Here is an 18,574-nt window from a genome sequence, read left to right on the forward strand (position 1 = left end):
TTAAGTGTCTGAAAATTAACAATATAGATTGTTTTATAAAAGTTTTCTTTCCACTTATCTGTTGAAGGTGCTAGGAATTATCAAAAAATCATATTATATTTGCAATCGAAAACACGGCTTAACGCATTTTAGGAACTGCACTGCCGCACAGTCTTAAACATTATTATAATAGAGTGAACTAACAAACAGATATTTTTCTAAACTAATAATCGAATATGAAAACAAAAAGTCTATTGCTGGCGACTGCATTATTGATGTCGACGTCAGCGCTCGCACAGAAAAACACCTTTAAGGGTGTCGTGTTGGATGACCTGGGTGAACCCGTTATCGGAGCCACCATACAGGTTAAAGGCGTCAAGGGTGCCGGTGCAATTACCGACCTTGATGGTAACTTTGTCATTGATGCAGATGCTAACCAGACCTTGGTTATCACCTACATTGGCTACAAGGATGCAGAGATCCGTCCTTCAGCCAACATGAAGATTACTCTGAAACAAGACGACAAAGCTTTGGACGAAGTGGTTGTTGTAGGTTACGGTGTTCAGAAGAAGAGCGTGGTAACTGCTGCTATCGCTAAAGTGAGCACCGAAGATTTGGCTGGCAAGAGCCCAGTGCGTGTTGATAACGCATTGAAGGGTCTGGCTGCCGGTGTCAACGTAACCTCTTCTTCAGGACAGCCTGGTGAGGGTTCCAAGGTTCGTGTACGTGGTACAGGTACCATCAACAACTCTGACCCTCTCTATATCGTAGACGGCATGCCTATCGAGGGTGGCTTGGATTATCTCAACCCTAGCGACATCGAGAGTATCGAGGTGCTGAAGGATGCCGCTTCTGGTGCCATTTATGGTGCACGTGCAGCCAATGGTGTTATCCTCGTTACTACCAAGAAGGGTAAGATGGGCAAGGCACAGATTAACTATAACTTCTCTTACGGCTGGCAGAGCGCATGGAAGAAGCGCGATGTAACCAGCGCTACCGATTATGCAATCCTTCAGAATGAGCGTGCCGTAAACGGCGGTCAAGCTCCAGTTTTTGCAGACCCTTATGCATTGACAGATTCCAATGGCAAAGCAATTAATGGTTTCGGTACTGATTGGCAAAACCTTGTTTTCAATGACAATGCGCCAGTGCAGAATCATGAGGTGAGCATCAGTGGTGCCTCTGAAAAAATCAACTACTATCTCTCTATGGGCTATTACAAGCAGGAGGGTATCGTTGGCGGTAACTACGGACAGAGCAACTATGAGCGCCTCTCACTCCGCTCTAACAATATATATAATGTGATGGATGCATCGAAGGAGCGCAACTTCCTCAATAAGCTCGATGTAACCGTCAATATGGCCTATACACGTGTCAAGAGCACCGGTATCTCAACCAATTCAGAGTTTGGCTCTGTGCTTGGCAGTGCCCTCTATATGGCTCCAACATTGGCTCCAACTGTTACAGATGGGAATGTAGCAAAGTCTTATTATGACAAACTGGAAGATCCAAACGTTTATGATAGTGAAGGAAAAGTAATAGGTACACGTGATTTTTATGAAATTCCTCGTGATGTCAATGGTAATTACTATACAATTCCAGGTATGGCTGGTACCTATCAGGAAATGAACAACCCATTGGCTATGATGAGTATTCCTGCAGCCAAGAACTGGTCACATAAGTTTGTGCCTAAGTTTTCCATCGACCTCCAGTTGTGGGACAACTTGAAATATCATTTTACTTACAGCGCCGACCTCAGCTTCTGGGGTACAGACAGCTATGTGGCTTCTAAGTACTACTTGTCTGGTAATAACAAGCAAACCCACACCTCAGCTTCCAAGAGCTCTAGCAAGGGTATCAACTGGCAGGTGGAGAATACTTTGACTTACGACAAGACCATAGGTAAGCATAGTTTTGCTGTGGTGTTAGGTCAGAGTGCCATGAAGAACAAGAGCGATTACCTAGGTGGTAGCCGTTGGAACTTGGTGAATGTGAACAAGCCTTCTATCGACTATGCAACAGGTAACTATGTGCAAACTATCGTTACTGATGAAGAAGGAAAGATAATCTCTGTAGGAACTCCTACCATTCAGCACTCTGTATATGGTGGTAATAATGTGGTTCATACCATTTCTTCTCTCTTCGGTCGAATCAGTTACAACTATGATGAGAAGTATATGTTCCAGGCAACTGTACGTCGTGATGGATCAAGCCGTTTCGGAACCAATAATAAGTATGGTACTTTCCCATCTGCATCTGTTGGATGGAACATCATGAATGAAAAATTCATGGAGAGCACTCGCGATTGGTTGAGCAACTTGAAGTTCCGTGCCAGCTGGGGTAAGAATGGTAACGATAATATCGGTGATTTCCGCTACACAGTGCTGACCTCTATGGGTAACAATGTGCTTTTCGGCAAGAACGCCACCAAGTTTAATGGCTCTAAGGCAAACGCCACAGCCAATCCTGACTTGAAGTGGGAGGAAAGTGAGCAGACAGACATCGGCTTCGACTTCGGCTTCTTCGGCAGTGCCTTGACATTCAGTGCCGATTACTATGTGAAGAAGACCAACGGTATGTTGATTACCATGCCTATCCCAAGTTATGTAGGTGAGACAAAGCCTATCGGCAACGTGGGTGATATGAAGAACTCAGGTCTTGAGTTTGAACTCGGCTACAAGTGGCACATTTCTGATGCTCGCTTCAATGCCAAGGCTAATGTAAGCTACTTGCACAATGAGTTGACCAACCTTGGTAATGACACTGGTTATATTGACCTCGATACCTTCCAAGGTCTTTCAGGTGGTGGCACCCGTGGTAGCAATGGTCAGCCTTTCCCATATTTCTATGGTTATAAGACCGCTGGTGTATTCCAGAACATGGATGAGGTGAAGGCTTATGTCAACAAGGATGGTAATATGATTATGCCAGATGCACAACCAGGTGATGTCCGCTTCGTTGATGTGAATGGGGATGGTAAGATTAGTGCAGACGACCGTACCAATATCGGTAACGGCACACCAAAGTGGACCTTCGGTTTCAACCTTGGTGCTGAGTGGAAGGGATTCGACTTCAACCTCTTCCTGCAGGGCGTGACAGGCAACAAGGTGTTTGATGCCACTTATCGTACAGATGTCTACTCAGGTAACTTCCCATCTTGGATGCTGAGCCGTTGGACAGGTGAGGGTACATCCAACAAGTATCCTATCCTGAAGGCTGGTGATGCAACCAACTGGCAGGTATCAGATCTCTATATTTGTGATGGCTCTTATCTCCGTGTGAAGAATATCTCATTGGGTTATACTTTGCCAAAGAACTTGACACAGAAGCTCTCCATCAGCTGTTTACGTTTCTATGTGATGGCGGAGAACTTGATAACGTGGACAAAGTATTGGGGCTTCGACCCAGAAATTTCTTCTGGTGGTACCTCTCTCGGTGTTGACCGTGGTATCTATCCACAAGCACGCACCTACACCATCGGTTTCAATCTTTCATTCTAAATGTAGAACATCTTAAAACATTGACAATTATGAAGACAATGAAATATATAGCACTCGGTGTGATGGCAGCCAGTATGACCTTGGCAACCACATCATGTAGCGACAACTTCCTTGAGGTAGAGAACCCATCGGGTGAGCCTCTGGAGGAATATTATACCACAGATGAGCACATCAATGAGGCTTTGAATGCTGCTTATGACCCTATCCACTGGCCAGATTGGGGATTGGGACAGTATAATGCTCTTAATATCGATGCCGAAATCATGGGCGATGACTTCTGGGTAGGAGGTAGTGACAAAAATGATAACCAACAGTGGCATATGCTGTTTAACTTTGAGGCGAATGCTAGCAACACATTGAGTTCACTTTGGACAGTTGATTACTCTGGCATCAAGCGTTGCAACGACCTCTTGAAGTATATTCCTTGGGCTGCGGGTAATCTCACCGCAGAAAATAAGGCTTCCTATGAGATGCAGGGACGTGCCCTCCGAGTATATTTCTACAACAACTTGTGGCATTACTTCGGAAATATCCCTTTCTATCTTGAGAATTTGAGCATTCCATATACAGCTCCTCAGTTGAAGGCAGACGAGGTGTATAATAATCTCATTACCGAGCTTGAGGCAGTCATTGACTCTAAGGTTTTGCCTATGCGTTGGGATGACAAGAACAGCGGTCGTATGTCTCAGGCGATGTGCTACATGATGTATGCCGAAATGGTAATGTACCAAAACGATAAGACCCGCTATCCAAAGGCATTGCAATATATGCAAGAGATTATCAACGACAAGAGCGAATATGGATTGATGGATAATTTCGCCGACATTTGGAAGGAAAGTGGTGAATGGTGCAAGGAGTCAATTTGGGAAATCAACTACGAGGATGGTAACAACGAGCGTGGTTGGAGTTCTCCATTGGCTATCGGTGGCACAATTCTTCCTACTTTGATTTCACCTAATGCATGGCCAGGTGGTGATGGCTGGGTGAAGCAAGCCAGCGATGGTTGGGGCTTCTTGCCTGTAAGACAGGAAACATACGACTTGTACTCTGACAATGACACTCGTCGTGCAGCTACTTGCTGGGATTGTCGTGGAATGGGTACTGATGGTGATGCTGATGATACGCATTATCATAAGCGCTATCAAGATACAGGTCTTTGGTTGGCTAAGTACCGTCCTTTTACTGAGAACAATGCCGATGCAGGTTTCGATACCAATCTGAACTATAACAACAACTATCGTTTCTATCGTGTAGCCGAGGCTTATCTCAATGCTGCAGAACTGTTGCTTGAGACTGGTGGTGATGCTGGCTTGGCAAAGGATTATGTGAATAAAATCCGTCGTCGAGCAGGAATTGCAGAGCTTGGAGCCGTAACTCTGGATGATGTTATCAATGAGCGCCACTTGGAGTTTGTAGGCGAGGGTAAGCGTTACTTCGACCTCGTTCGCACAGGCAAGGCTGCTACCGTGTTGGTACCAGACAGCTACGGCTATCGCACCAACTCCTGGACAGAATCCAAGAAGTATATTCCTATCGCACAGGCTGAGCTTGACTCAGACCCAGCATTGGTACAAAACAATTACTAATACATTAAAATGGTAACGATTATGAAAAAGATATTATATCATTCAGCATTTGCATTCCTAGCAGCCTTTCTGCTAGGAGCATGCTCCCCAGAAGATTTTAGCGGTGCCAATGGCGAATTGCCTAACATTGCTGATTATGCTGACAACTTCAATATCAGTGTTGATCAAGACATCAATACAGCTAATTTCAGTTTTAACTCAACAGAGGGCATCACCCCAATTTGGGTAATTGATGGTGCTTATTCTTCAGACTATACATTGAGCAAGTACTATCGTAAGAAGGGAACATACGATGTGGAGTGCTTTGTGAAGAATCGCAATGGTATTAGCAAGGAGAGCGTCAAGAAGCAATTCACGGTGGAGAAAACCAAGATGAATGGCTTCGCAGGTTTCGTAGAGGATAGTGAGTTTAATCTCTTCAAGAAAATTTCCTTCCCTGAAAAACCTTCTGCTGGCTATTATGCTCCAGGATGGAGCCAAATTGCTGACCCGGTTTGTAGCTATAGCAAGGGATGCTATACATTGAAGTTCCCTGAGGCAACTACCGATCGTTGGCAAGCTCAGGTTCCTTTCACCAACTTAGGTATCTCTACTTCTGCTGACAAGCACTACGATTTCTCTGTCATCTTGACATCAAACTTGGGTCATGGTGGTGTGAAGGTTAAGCTCTGCCAAACAGACGATGATGATGCTATCTTGATGGATAAAGACATAAAGTTGGAGGCAGGTGAACCAAAATGTCTCTTCGGCTCTGACCTCGACGGTGTGGACATCTCAAACTTGAAGATTGTCTTCGATTTTGGTGGCAACAAAGCTGGCGATGAAATCATGATAGAGAGCCTTGTATTGAAAGATCATGCCAATGATGACGGAACGGAAGTACCAGAGGAAATCAAGGTGCCTTTCGACTACAATACAGCGGGCAACCTTTGGAAGGCTGTGGATGAGGCTCAATCGTTTGTAAATACCAATTGGTTTGGCGATGCAGGTTGGGGAGCTATAGATTGTTCTCCGGTTATCACCCATAAGGGCAGTAAGCATACAATTGTTATCCCAGTTGAAACTCCAGCTGAACAATGGCATGCACAGTGGGCATTAACAGAGGCTCCTATATCTATTAAGATGGGTCAGAAGGTGGATTTCTCTTGCAAGGTTACTACTACAGCTAAGTTGCCTTTAGCAACATTTAAGTTGTGTGACACAGGTAATGATGACAGCTATTTGTTTGCTGATATGTATCAGAACGTTAATGGTGAATATGTGGTTCGTTATGACAATGCGACTATCCAAGGTAGTAAGGCAGGTGATATGGAGAAAGTGAAGCTTGTTATGGACTTCGCTGGCGCGCCTGTTGATGCAGAAATAACTGTCAGCGATATCGTTTTGATTGTGAAATAGGCTTTAGGTTTTATAGGTTTATATAGAATTATACAGGAGCTGCTCCTATGAATAAGTAGGAGTGGCTCCCTTTCTAAATTTTAAATGACATGAAATTCTTGAAAATATTTTCCTTCCTTCTCTCGCTTATGCTGCTTTCTTGCAGCAGCAGCTCTTCTGACGGCGATGGAGAGGTGACGATATCCTGCTCTCCTACGAGCATAGATGTTCCTGCTAAGGGCGGTACTTATAAAATCATGATTGTGGCTTCTGAAGGAGGCTGGGAGGCGAGAGCATCCTTCCCTGGAGAAGGTCCTACGGCAAATGTATACCCTTGGTTTAAAGTGAGTACCAGCGGTAATAACAAAGCTATGGGTATGGTAACTGTAGATGTGGAAGAGAATAAATCGTCTGTAGCTCTTGACGGAAGTGTCGAGATTTCATTAGAGGATAAGAAGGTATCGGTGCCAGTGCATCAGGCTGGAAAACAGGTCACTCCTATTGAAGGGGGCGAAATGGTGATTCCTGAGGGGTACAAACTGGTCTGGAATGATGAGTTTAATGAAGGCTCTGAGTTGAATAGTACCGATTGGCGTCATGAGGTGCAGAAGTCGGGCTGGGTGAACAATGAACTTCAGAACTATGCGAACGGCTCTGCTGATGGTAAACGCGTAACCGAGATTGCTGATAACCGGCTTTATATCAACTGTTTCAAGGGCAGCAACGGCAAGATTTATTCGGGTCGCGTATATGCTCACGAAACCCAGGGCTGGCTTTACGGTATCTTCGAAGCTCGCATCAAATTGCCTAAAGGTAAAGGCACATGGCCTGCTTTCTGGATGATGCCTTGCAACAATGATTTCGGAGCAAATCCTTGGCCTAAATGTGGCGAGATTGATATTATGGAAGAGGTAGGCGTTAATCCTAACTATACTTCTTCTTCGCTCCATACAGAGAAGTTTAATCACGTGATGGGAACCCAGATTACCAAGGAACGTCTGACTGCGGGTGCTGAAGACGGTTTCCACGTTTATCGCCTGGAGTGGACTCCTGATTATATCAAGACCTATGTGGATGGTAAGGAACTGCTCAATTTCAACAATGACGGTAAAAATGATGTGGGTTCATGGCCTTTCAATAAACCATTCTATGTTATCCTCAACCTGGCTTGGGGCGGTGATTGGGGCGGCATGAAGGGTGTTGACGAAAGCGCCCTCCCAGTTCAGATGGAAGTGGATTACGTGAGAGTATTCCAGAAAAAATGAGGCTTGATTTTTTTACTATATAAATAATAAGGTCTTAGGAGAAGTCGTATCTGCACTTACTCCTAAGACTTTTTCTTTTGTTCCAATTTCGCTCTTTTTATTGTCTTTTTCTGCTTTTCTTGCTTACAATTTGCTCATTTCGAATAAAAGTTATAATTTTGCAGCAAAATTTAAAATAGCAGATAGAATGAAACAGAATAATAGTAATTTATTATATCATCTTGTGGCTTTTATCACCGTAGCCATCTGGGGAACTACCTTTGTTTCTACCAAGGTGCTGATGCTGAACGGACTTTCGCCAGCACAGATCTTTACGCTCCGTTTCAGTATTGCATACATCCTGATGCTGATGGTGAATCATAAGAAGATGTTTGCTGACAGCTGGAAGGATGAGTTTAAGCTGGCTATGCTGGGAATAACGGGCGGTTCGCTCTATTTCCTGAGCGAGAACGAGGCGATGAATTATACCACCACAACCAATACTTCGCTCATCGTATGCTCCTGTCCGCTCTTTGCTACCTTGCTGGTTCGTCTGGCTTATCGCCATTCTTCGCGTATCAACATGATACAGCTGTTGGGCTCTCTGCTTGCTTTTGTAGGTATGATTATCGTGGTGCTGAATGGCAGATTCGTGCTGCATCTGTCGCCTGTAGGCGATGCCTTGGCGTTTACGGCATGTATGTGCTGGGCTGTCTATTCGCTCCTGATGAAATCGGTATCGGGCGATTATGGCGCAGCTTTTATTACCCGCAAGGTATTCTTCTATGGTGTGCTTACCATCTTGCCTTATTATCTTATCATCCCTGGTTGGCCGTCATGGGATGTGTTTATGAAGCCTCAGGTGGTGGGTAATCTCCTGTTCCTGGGGTGTTTGGCATCCATGATATGTTTCCTTACCTGGAACTGGTGTATCTCTAAGTTGGGTGCCGTGAAAGCTACCAACTGGGTTTATTTCAACCCTATCACCACTATGATTTTCGCCTCTCTGGTATTGGACGAAAAGATAACTCCTTACTTCCTGGCAGGTGCCTGCTGCATTCTGGCAGGTATGTATATCGCGGATAGAAAGACAAAGGCGGAATAAAAAATGACGAAGCATAGCTGTAGTTAGAACTAGCCAATGCTAAGAGCATCATGATACTCTTTACCATTTTGCTTTTCATTTTTCCATATTGATTTGTCTTTTTGTGTAATACGAATGAATAGTTGTTATTACTTATATAATATTTGTTTAGGTTTTTATTAGGCGTTCCGCCGGATTTACCGTCCGGCGGAGCGTTATGGAGATTTCTTATTCTTCGATGACTGAAATCTGCATAGAAACATCCTCTTTTGGGCGATCGCCACGCAATGTTTCGCAGTTCTGAATCTTCTCTACGATGTCAAGTCCTTCCTCCACTTCACCGAAAACGGTGTATTGGTTATCGAGGAAAGGTGTTCCGCCTATTTCTGTATAAGCCTTCTGCTGCTCCTCGGTAAACTTAGGATAGCCCTGCTCCTTGCAGCACTTCTTGGTTTCATTCACCAGTTCGTCCTGGAGTTTCATCAGCCCCTCACGGTCGCGGTTGCGGCGGAAGTTCATGATTTCTTCATGATGCTCCTTGGCAAGCTGGTTGAAGATGTTCTGTTCCATCTGCATGCCCATCTGCTTTTCCATCTGCTTCAGTTCATTCTGCTTGTAGGTCTTTCCCCATACAATATAGAACTGGCTACCGCTGCTCTCGCGTTCTGGGTTTACCTCATCTCCCAAACGGGCTGCGCTCAAGGCACCACGCTTGTGGAAAAGTTGTGGATAAACGAACTCGGCAGGGATGGTATAGTCAGGACCACCTGTGCCCAGCATCTTGCCTTTAGGAGCGCCTTTGCTGTCTGGATCGCCGCCTTGAATCATAAAATCCTTGATGACACGATGGAAGAGAGTGCCATCGAAATATCCCTCCTTTGCCAACTTCAAGAAGTTGTCACGATGCTGGGGTGTCTCGTCGTAGAGGCGCACCTTGATGTCGCCCTCTGATGTCTTTATCAATACTTTTGCCATAATAATTTATAATCAGTATATGTCGTAATCAGTATGTTCTTTTTACCTTTTTACTTTTCGTAATACTCATTCCACTCCTTCATAGCCTCCTGCCAGTCGGTCTGTTCACCGCTGGCTACGGCTTCCTTCTGTCTTTCTGCCTCGTCGCGAGCCTTATCTCGGGCACGTTTTGCCTTCATTGCTTCGATGGTGGCATCGTCGAGAATCTGAATGGCGCCACGCTTGATGGCTGCCTGCAACTCCTCTTCTCCGAAAGCCTTGCCAGGCTCATTGAAGTCAGAGATATTGAATTCATAATCCACGCGAAGGTCGTGGCGTATCATTTTCTGTTGTAAACGGTTGCCTGCGTTTTTGAGTCGCAGCAACTTGCCGATTTCCTTGATTTCTCCTGCTGAGTATTTGTTTCTTCCCATTAATATGATTTGATATTATTATTTTTGTGTGCAAAATTAAGCATAATCCTCGACAAAACCAAGAAAAGTTTCAAGGAATTCACAAAAGAATCCCTTTCTCCCTTTACTTTCTTGTCCTTTTTGGGCTTTTACCTTTTTACCCTTTTACCTTTAAATCACTTCCATGCCTTCTTCTGGTTCAGTTCTATCAGGCGGTCGAATTCAAAGTCGGCTTTGATTTTATCCAATATCCTCTTTACGATGATATTCATCACGCTTCCTTTGCTGTAGTTGGCAGAGCACATGAAGTTTACCCGTCCCTCCTTGACAAGCTGGCAGGCTGTTTTCTGTTTATCCTCGTTATCATATACCGCAATCGAGTGGCCGCCATGTTCCTTTACCATCTTCATGCAAGGCACATCGGTTTCTCCATCTCCGAAGTATATCATTCGGGGGAAAGGGATAGGGCGCTTCTCGTCGGGGATATACTGGTTCACTCTTCTGTTGTCGCTCACCTGTTTGATACCCTTGTTGATTTTGAAGAGAAATTGCGTTTTGGTAGTATAGTCTACGGCTACGGCTGGCCAATAGGCGATTCCCTCCTTGTTGTAGAGAAAGGAGCAGGCGTAGATGTTCTCAAATTCGTGGGCGATAGGTGTGCCCTCTATCATCTCCTTCAGTCCCGAGGAGTTGATGTAGTGCTTTACGTCCAGTCCGATACTGTTGCCATATTCATTCACGAGCGAAAACCATTGTTTTACGCCGCGGAACAGTTCTACATCCTTGCCGAATTTCTGAAAAGATTCCCGGGTGAGCGAGATATTGTTCTTCTTGGCTTCGTCGAGCATCAGATACATATAGGTCAAAATGCCGTTGGCATCCTTACCCTCTGCAAACTTTCTGTTTTTCTCCCAGAACTCGTCTTTTGTCTTGCCTGTAGCCTGTATGAATCCAAACTCCTGCATATTGCCCGGCGACAGTGTGCCGTCGAAATCATAAACCAGCGCTACCTGTGGTCTCTTCTTTGCCATATCTCGTTCTCCTTTCTTTTATATTTACCCTAAACTGTCTATCTCTTTTGGGGATGTTTTTTCTCCCTTAATTTGCAAATATATATAATTTTCAGCGAATTAGCAAACTATTGGGATATAAAAAAACATAATGAAACAAAAAAGGCGTACAAAACTCATTTCTGAGCATTGTACACCTTTATTATAATATTAGTCTGTATTACTTAACCTCCTCGAAGTCAGCGTCTTGTACATCCTGAGCGCCATCATTGCCGCCCTGTGCCTGCTGACCGCCCTGAGCACCTGCCTGCTGGCCGCCCTGATACATCTGCTGAGAAGCAGCCTGCATGACGGTGTTCAAGTTGTTGATAGCTGAATCGATAGCTGCAGCATCACCAGCCTTGTGAGCATCCTTCAACTGCTGCAATGCCTGCTCGATACCTGGCTTCTTGTCTGCAGGAATCTTATCACCGTTATCCTTCAGGAAGTTCTCGGTGGTGAAGATCATGCTGTCAGCCTGGTTCATCTTGTCAATCTTCTCGCGCTCAGCCTTATCAGCAGCAGCGTTCTGCTCTGCCTCAGCCTTCATGCGGTTGATCTCGTCCTCGCTCAAGCCAGATGAAGCCTCGATGCGGATGCTCTGCTCCTTACCGGTAGCCTTATCCTTAGCTGATACGTTCAAGATACCGTTGGCATCGATATCGAAGGTAACCTCAATCTGAGGAACACCACGGCGAGCTGGAGCGATACCTGTCAGGTTGAACTGGCCGATGCTCTTGTTCTGAGCTGCCATTGGGCGCTCACCCTGCAATACGTGGATGGTAACCTCTGTCTGGTTATCAGCTGCTGTAGAGAATACCTCGCTCTTCTTGCAAGGGATAGTTGTATTGGCATCGATGAGTTTAGTCATCACACCACCCATAGTCTCGATACCGAGAGTCAATGGAGTAACGTCGAGCAATACGATGTCACCAACACCCTCTTCCTTGTTCAGGATGGCACCCTGAATAGCTGCACCTACTGCAACAACCTCATCTGGGTTAACACCCTTAGAAGGCTCCTTGCCGAAGTAGTTCTTAACGAGTGTCTGAACGGCTGGAATACGGCTTGAACCACCAACCAGGATAACCTCGTCGATATCTGATGTAGAGAGCTTAGCGTCACGAACGGCATTCTGGCAAGGTACCAAGCAAGCCTGAATCAGGTTGTGAGCCAACTGCTCGAACTGTGCACGGGTCAAAGTCTTAACCAAGTGCTTTGGCATACCGTCAACGGCTGTGATGTATGGCAAGTTGATTTCGGTAGATGTAGAGCTTGACAACTCAATCTTAGCCTTCTCAGCTGCCTCCTTCAAACGCTGCATAGCCATAGGGTCCTTGCGGAGATCTACGCCTTCTTCAGCCTTGAAGCCATCAGCCAACCAGTTGATGATTACCTGGTCGAAGTCATCACCACCCAGGTGAGTATCACCATTGGTAGAAAGTACCTCGAATACGCCGCCACCGAACTCCAGGATAGAGATATCGAATGTACCACCACCCAAGTCAAATACGGCAATCTTCATATCCTTGTTAGCCTTGTCAACACCGTAAGCCAAAGCTGCGGCTGTAGGCTCATTTACGATACGCTGAACGTTCAAACCTGCAATCTGACCAGCCTCCTTTGTAGCCTGACGCTGTGAGTCAGAGAAGTAAGCAGGAACTGTGATTACAGCATCTGTAACCTCCTGTCCGAGATAATCCTCTGCAGTCTTCTTCATCTTCTGGAGAACCATTGCAGAAATCTCCTGTGGAGTATACTTGCGACCCTCGATTTCAACACGTGGATAACCACCCTCGTTTACTACTGTGTAAGGCATTGCCTCAGCCTCTTTCTGGCTCTGAGCGTATGTCTCACCCATGAAACGCTTGATAGAATATACTGTGTTCTTAGGGTTTGTGATGGCCTGACGCTTAGCAGGATCACCTACCTTGCGGTCACCATCCTTAACGAAACCTACTACTGATGGAGTAGTACGCTTACCTTCACTGTTAGCGATTACAACTGGTTCGCTACCTTCGAAAACGGCAACACAACTGTTTGTGGTACCCAAGTCAATTCCAATTACTTTTCCCATAATTATATCTTTTTTTATTTTTATCGTTATTAATATGTTATTTATCTCATGAACTGCTGGCTAATGGAAGTCTGCCGAAGATATGCATCTGTCGGGAACCTCTCTATTCAGCGTTCACGCTTTCCGTCATAACAAAGCATGTGCCAAGGGATTGTAAAATTTAAAGTGGCTGACAAGGTGTCAGATAATGCTGACAAAATAAAAGGAATCAGGATATGGGAGGCGATAAAATGTCGCATTCTCCCTATCTTGATTCCTGTAATATGATTGAGAAATCTTTCTTTTCAGATAAAGCTCCTATATATAATAAGGTGTGAAACCTTATCTGGCTTTATTTCTGTTCCTTAGCAGCAAGTGCTTCGCGAACCTTAGCTTCCAGTTCATCGAGAAGTTCAGGGTTATCCTTGAGCAATGCCTTGCAGGCATCGGCACCCTGTCCGAGTTTAGAACCGCCATAGCTATACCAGCTGCCGCTCTTTTCGATGATATCGTTGGCTACAGCCAGACCGAATACCTCGCCGGCACGGCTGATGCCTTCGCCAAACATGATGTCGAACTCTGCCTTGCGGAAAGGAGGAGCCACCTTGTTCTTTACTACCTTTACGCGAACCAGATTACCTACTACCTCATCGCCGTCCTTGATGGCTGTTGCCTTGCGGATATCCAAACGCACTGATGCATAGAACTTCAGAGCATTACCACCGGTGGTTGTCTCTGGGTTACCGAACATTACACCAATCTTCTCGCGCAACTGGTTGATGAAGATGCAGGTAGTGTTGGTCTTGCTGATGGTAGAAGTGAGCTTGCGGAGAGCCTGACTCATCAATCGAGCCTGAAGACCTACCACATTGTCACCCATATCGCCTTCGATTTCCTTCTTAGGAGTCAAGGCGGCTACAGAGTCAACAACTACGATGTCTACAGCAGCAGAACTGATCAGCTGGTCTGCAATCTGCAACGCCTGCTCACCATTATCTGGTTGTGAAATCCACAAGTTATCAACATCAACGCCCAATTTAGCCGCATAGAAACGGTCGAAAGCGTGCTCTGCATCAATGAAAGCAGCGATACCGCCAGCCTTCTGAGCCTCTGCGATGGCATGGATAGCCAATGTTGTCTTACCGGAAGATTCCGGACCGTAAATTTCGATGATACGTCCCTTAGGATAACCGCCTACGCCCAGTGCATTGTCGAGAGCGATACTGCCTGTAGGGATAACTTCGATGTTCTCAACGTGCTCATCGCCGAGTTTCATGATAGAGCCCTTACCGAAGTCCTTTTCTATCTTAGCCATGGCTGCCTGAAGAGCTTTCAGCTTGCCTTCATTGGGATTCAATTTTCCCTCTTGCATTTCTTTTGCCATATCTTATTTAGTTTAAAGTTTAGTCAATTTCCAAATCGCCATCAAACACCTCGTGCCATGGCAATCCCTGCTTGTTCAACTGCTCCATGAATGGATCTGGGTCGAACTCCTCTACGTTCCATACGCCTGGTTTCTTCCAGATGCCCTTGAGGAACATCATGGCACCAATCATGGCTGGCACACCGGTGGTGTAGCTTACGCCCTGCATACCGGTTTCGTTGTAAGCCTCCTGGTGCTTGCAGTTGTTATAAACGTAATAGGTGCGCTCCTTGCCATCCTTCTTACCGCGGATGCGGCAACCGATAGATGTTTCGCCATCATAGTTCTCGCCGAGATCCTGTGGGTTAGGCAATACGGCCTTGAGGAACTGCAGAGGAACAATCTTCACCTTGGCTGTCTTGCCAGAACCGTCTGCCAATGGAGCCTCGTATTCGATTTCGTCGATGCGGCTCATGCCGAGGTTCTGGATGCAGTCGAGGTAGGTGAGATACTGCTGGCCGAAGGTCATCCAGAAACGTGCCTCCTTGATGGTAGGGTAGTTCTTCACCAGACTCTCCAACTCCTCGTGGTGCATCAGATAGCTCTCGCGAGGACCGATGTTAGGGTAGGTGAGAGGCTTGTGGATAGAGAGAGGGTCGGTTTCAATCCATTCGCCATCCTTATACCAGAGTCCCTTCTGGGTAATCTCGCGGATATTGATTTCTGGGTTGAAATTGGTTGCGAAAGCCTTGTGATGGTTACCGGCGTTGCAATCCACGATGTCGAGCACCTCAATCTCATCGAAGTGATGCTTGGCTGCATAAGCGGTGAAGATGCCTGATACACCTGGGTCGAAACCGCAGCCGAGGATAGCGCAGAGACCAGCCTGTTCGAACTTATCCTTGTATGCCCACTGCCATGAGTACTCGAAGTGAGCCTCGTCCTTAGGCTCATAGTTAGCGGTATCCATGTAGTTGCAACCGCAAGCCAGACAGGCATCCATGATAGTGAGATCCTGGTAAGGCAAAGCTAGGTTGATGACAAGCTCAGGCTTGTAGCTATTGAAGAGAGCCTTCAACTGCTCAACGTCGTCGGCATCCACCTCAGCTGTCTGAATATCCATCTTGTAGCCCTTGGCATGGATATCCTTAACCAGCTTATCGCATTTTTCCTTGCGACGGCTAGCAATCATAAACTCGGTGAAAACGTCCTGGTTCTGGACGATCTTGAAGGCAGCCACGGTAGCCACGCCACCTGCGCCAATCATAAGTACTCTACTCATTTTTTATTTTAATGTTAAGTGTTTAATGTTTACTTTATCTCATTTGCCGAAATTCCCAGGGCATTCATGAGCGAATAACCGAGAATCTCCTGTCTGAAGTTGCCGCCTGGCATGGGCTGCATGGCAAAGAGTGTGATGCGCTTGTCATCGTCATCTACCTTGCGGAGTATCTCGCGGAGTCGGTCGTAAGCATCTCCATCCTCAGAATTTGGGATTACCATCACTCGCTTCACCTCTTTGGCGTTGCATACGGTGCGTGCCACATCTACGAGGAAGTCATCCTTGCCTACCATCTTCTCCTCTGTAGGATAAGAAGAGATGATGAATTCTCCGAGCTTATCATCCTTGAAAGCCTGAGCGTTCAGATCTTTCTCATAGTTGGCAGGGCGGAAGTTCTTCATCGCCATCGACTGCTTGTCGTGGATAAGCACAACCTGTGTCTCGTGCTCGCCCTCTCTCAGACCTCCGTCAAGGGCAATGCAGACTGCCCATTGTGCCATATCGGCTGGTTGGATGCGACGGTTAATCATTCGTTCGAAGTTGACTATCAGGTCGAAAGCCACTCGGTCGATATAGTCGGCGTCAGCGATAATTACGTTCTCGCTCCATTTTATATTGTTTGTATCTAATGTATTCATTGGTGCAAAAATTAAGCAAACGAGCATGATGAAAGCTTGCTTTCAAATTGTCGAATGCAGATTATTTCTGCAAATTTACGAATAAATTTCGTAATTAAGGCATTTTGGAAATATAAAATAATAAAAAAGATAGTATTTTCATCATTTCTTCATTTGATGGAATACTATCTTCAGTATATTCTTCGGCAATCTGAGCTTTTTTTCTTCTATTCTCCTACTTCTTCTCATGCAATCATTTTCGCCAGATAATGTCCGGCGAGAACGGCGATAAGTCCCAGCGCCAGACTTCCGAAGAGATAGAGCATCATATAGAGGTAATTCTCTTCTTTCATCAGTCCTACCCCCTCGTTCATAAAGGTAGAGAAGGTAGTGAATCCTCCGCAGAATCCCATGGTGAGCAGCAGTTTGGCAGATGGCGACATCCATCCCCCTTCCCGCCAGTTCAATCCCGAGAGAAACCCGATGATGAGGCATCCCGCCACATTCACCGCCATCGTTCCGAAAGGAAAGGCAATCACCGTGCAGGATTGCACCAACTTTGAAATCCAATATCTCATGCCGCCTCCGAAGAAACTGCCAATGCTTACTATCAATACTTCTTTCATCTCATTATCTCCTTATATATAATAACTTGTATGATATTTCCTCGTATATACTATCTGCCTTGCCGCTATTCTCCTTGAGTATGTTTTGCAATCCTTTACATATCATTTCTCAAAATATGTGCCAATGGCTATGATAGGGATGTTTTCCATCCATTCTTGGTCTACATATCCTTTCATGGAGATACGTAACCCTTTCAACCCTGGGTTGTCTTTGATGAATTGTGCCAGGGAACGCGCACGTACGTTTTCCTCTGCCTTCACTTCTACTGGTATAACCCTTTGGCTATCTTGAATGATGAAATCAATCTCCGAAGGAGTCTTGGTATTGCTCCAGTAATAGGGCTTTAATCCCAAGGCCAACAGTTGCTGTAGCACATACTGTTCTGTAAATGCACCTTTGAACTCAGTGAATACATTGTCGCCTATCAGCATTTGGTCTGCTGAGGCATCTGTCATGCATGCCAGGAGACCACAATCTAATAAGAACAGTTTAAAGGCATCCCTATCTTCATAAAATTTAAGCGGCATTTTAGGTTCCTTGATGCGGCTCACCTTATATACAATGCCGGCATCTACCAACCATTGTATGGCCAGTTCAAAATCCTTGGCTCTGCTACCTTTGCGCACAGCTCCATAGATGAACTTCTTGTTTTCACGTGCCAGTTGAGAAGGGAGAGAATCCAGCACCTCCCGGATTCTTGTAGATTCCGCAGCTGAAGTATGTTTGGAAATATCCCTGCGATAGGCTTCCAGAATATCACGCTGCAGGGTGCGAACCTGCTGCAAGTCTGTATTTTCGATGAATTTGCTTACCACTCCTGGCATGCCGCCCACAAAGTAATATTGCCGGAGCAGTTCCGTCATCTTGGGTTTCATGATGTCGATAAGTCCCCAGTCTTTTGAATGGAGTAATTCTATCCAATTTTCATTGCCGGTTGCATCAAGATATTCCTCGTAATCCATGGGGTACATGGTAAGCATATCTACTTTCCCTACAGGAAACGACTCTCCTTTACCCAGGGTAACCCCAAGGAGGGAACCTGCTACCATAATATGGTATTCGGGAGCTTTTTCGCAAAAGTACTTCAAACTATGGAGTCCTCTCGGAACCTCCTGTATTTCATCCATGATGATGAGAGTAGCAGCAGGTGTAATCCTTACGCCAGTAATGGCTTGGATGGTTATGAGGATTCTGTCTATGTTGTAATCAAGCTCAAAGAGCTGTTTCATTCTTGGTTCATCGTCACAGTTGATATATGCTACGTTTTTGTATTCCTTTTTTCCAAAGTGCTGCATGATCCAAGTCTTACCCACTTGTCTGGCACCTAGTAACATCAAGGGCTTTCTGTCCTTGTTTTCTTTCCATTTCAGGAGTTGCTTGTATATCTTTCTTTTCATAACTAACTGGAATTTAAATATTTCTGTTGCAAAGATACACTTTTTC

Annotated in this window: 14 protein-coding genes; 5 read left to right on the forward strand and 9 right to left on the reverse strand. The window is 45.5% G+C overall.

Translation table 11 applies throughout. The features are described from left to right. Window positions 1-215: 215 nt before the first annotated feature. The 5 genes from ONT08_RS12275 to ONT08_RS12295 all read left to right on the forward strand — a co-directional run bounded on the left by ONT08_RS12275 (window position 216) and on the right by ONT08_RS12295 (window position 8,791). A complete protein-coding gene (locus ONT08_RS12275) occupies window positions 216-3,479 on the forward strand; it encodes a SusC/RagA family TonB-linked outer membrane protein (protein WP_264960063.1) in 3,264 nt (1,087 codons plus the stop codon). Window positions 3,480-3,508: 29 nt separating this feature from the next. Then, window positions 3,509-5,065 (forward strand): RagB/SusD family nutrient uptake outer membrane protein, encoded by a 1,557-nt coding sequence (locus ONT08_RS12280; protein WP_117586407.1) that lies wholly within the window; start codon window positions 3,509-3,511, stop codon window positions 5,063-5,065. 21 nt (window positions 5,066-5,086) lie between these two features. Beyond that, window positions 5,087-6,463, forward strand: coding sequence for a hypothetical protein (locus ONT08_RS12285; RefSeq protein ID WP_264960064.1), 1,377 nt, complete (start codon window positions 5,087-5,089; stop codon window positions 6,461-6,463). An 89-nt stretch (window positions 6,464-6,552) separates the two neighbouring features. Continuing rightward, a complete protein-coding gene (locus ONT08_RS12290; RefSeq protein ID WP_117586405.1) occupies window positions 6,553-7,707 on the forward strand; it encodes a family 16 glycosylhydrolase in 1,155 nt (384 codons plus the stop codon). Between the two features lie 187 nt (window positions 7,708-7,894). After that, window positions 7,895-8,791 (forward strand): DMT family transporter, encoded by an 897-nt coding sequence (locus tag ONT08_RS12295; RefSeq protein WP_118200181.1) that lies wholly within the window; start codon window positions 7,895-7,897, stop codon window positions 8,789-8,791. A gap of 207 nt (window positions 8,792-8,998) precedes the next feature. On the opposite strand, the gene ONT08_RS12300 is transcribed toward ONT08_RS12295, so the two are convergent. From ONT08_RS12300 to ONT08_RS12340, 9 genes are all read right to left on the reverse strand, one after another. Beyond that, window positions 8,999-9,745 (reverse strand): peptidylprolyl isomerase, encoded by a 747-nt coding sequence (locus ONT08_RS12300; protein ID WP_301331968.1) that lies wholly within the window; start codon window positions 9,743-9,745, stop codon window positions 8,999-9,001. Window positions 9,746-9,795: 50 nt separating this feature from the next. Continuing rightward, window positions 9,796-10,158, reverse strand: a complete 363-nt coding sequence (locus ONT08_RS12305; protein ID WP_022120298.1) for a hypothetical protein — start codon at window positions 10,156-10,158, stop codon at window positions 9,796-9,798. A gap of 155 nt (window positions 10,159-10,313) precedes the next feature. Continuing rightward, a complete protein-coding gene (locus ONT08_RS12310) occupies window positions 10,314-11,168 on the reverse strand; it encodes an HAD family hydrolase (protein WP_117586403.1) in 855 nt (284 codons plus the stop codon). Between the two features lie 199 nt (window positions 11,169-11,367). Then, window positions 11,368-13,263, reverse strand: coding sequence for a molecular chaperone DnaK (gene dnaK / locus ONT08_RS12315; RefSeq protein ID WP_118201253.1), 1,896 nt, complete (start codon window positions 13,261-13,263; stop codon window positions 11,368-11,370). Window positions 13,264-13,594: 331 nt separating this feature from the next. Then, a complete protein-coding gene (gene recA / locus ONT08_RS12320; protein ID WP_022120294.1) occupies window positions 13,595-14,626 on the reverse strand; it encodes a recombinase RecA in 1,032 nt (343 codons plus the stop codon). 19 nt (window positions 14,627-14,645) lie between these two features. Then, window positions 14,646-15,887 (reverse strand): saccharopine dehydrogenase family protein, encoded by a 1,242-nt coding sequence (locus ONT08_RS12325; RefSeq protein ID WP_006848470.1) that lies wholly within the window; start codon window positions 15,885-15,887, stop codon window positions 14,646-14,648. A gap of 29 nt (window positions 15,888-15,916) precedes the next feature. After that, window positions 15,917-16,525 carry a DUF6621 family protein gene (locus ONT08_RS12330; protein WP_117586401.1) on the reverse strand — a complete coding sequence of 203 codons (609 nt, stop codon included), beginning with the start codon at window positions 16,523-16,525 and terminating at the stop codon, window positions 15,917-15,919. A 224-nt stretch (window positions 16,526-16,749) separates the two neighbouring features. Then, a complete protein-coding gene (gene crcB, locus ONT08_RS12335) occupies window positions 16,750-17,130 on the reverse strand; it encodes a fluoride efflux transporter CrcB (protein ID WP_264960065.1) in 381 nt (126 codons plus the stop codon). 102 nt (window positions 17,131-17,232) lie between these two features. Continuing rightward, window positions 17,233-18,528, reverse strand: coding sequence for an ATP-binding protein (locus ONT08_RS12340; RefSeq protein ID WP_218434481.1), 1,296 nt, complete (start codon window positions 18,526-18,528; stop codon window positions 17,233-17,235). Window positions 18,529-18,574 lie beyond the last annotated feature (46 nt).

It is taken from the genome of Segatella copri (genome assembly GCF_026015465.1).
Classification (GTDB): Bacteria; Bacteroidota; Bacteroidia; order Bacteroidales; family Bacteroidaceae; genus Prevotella; species Prevotella copri_E.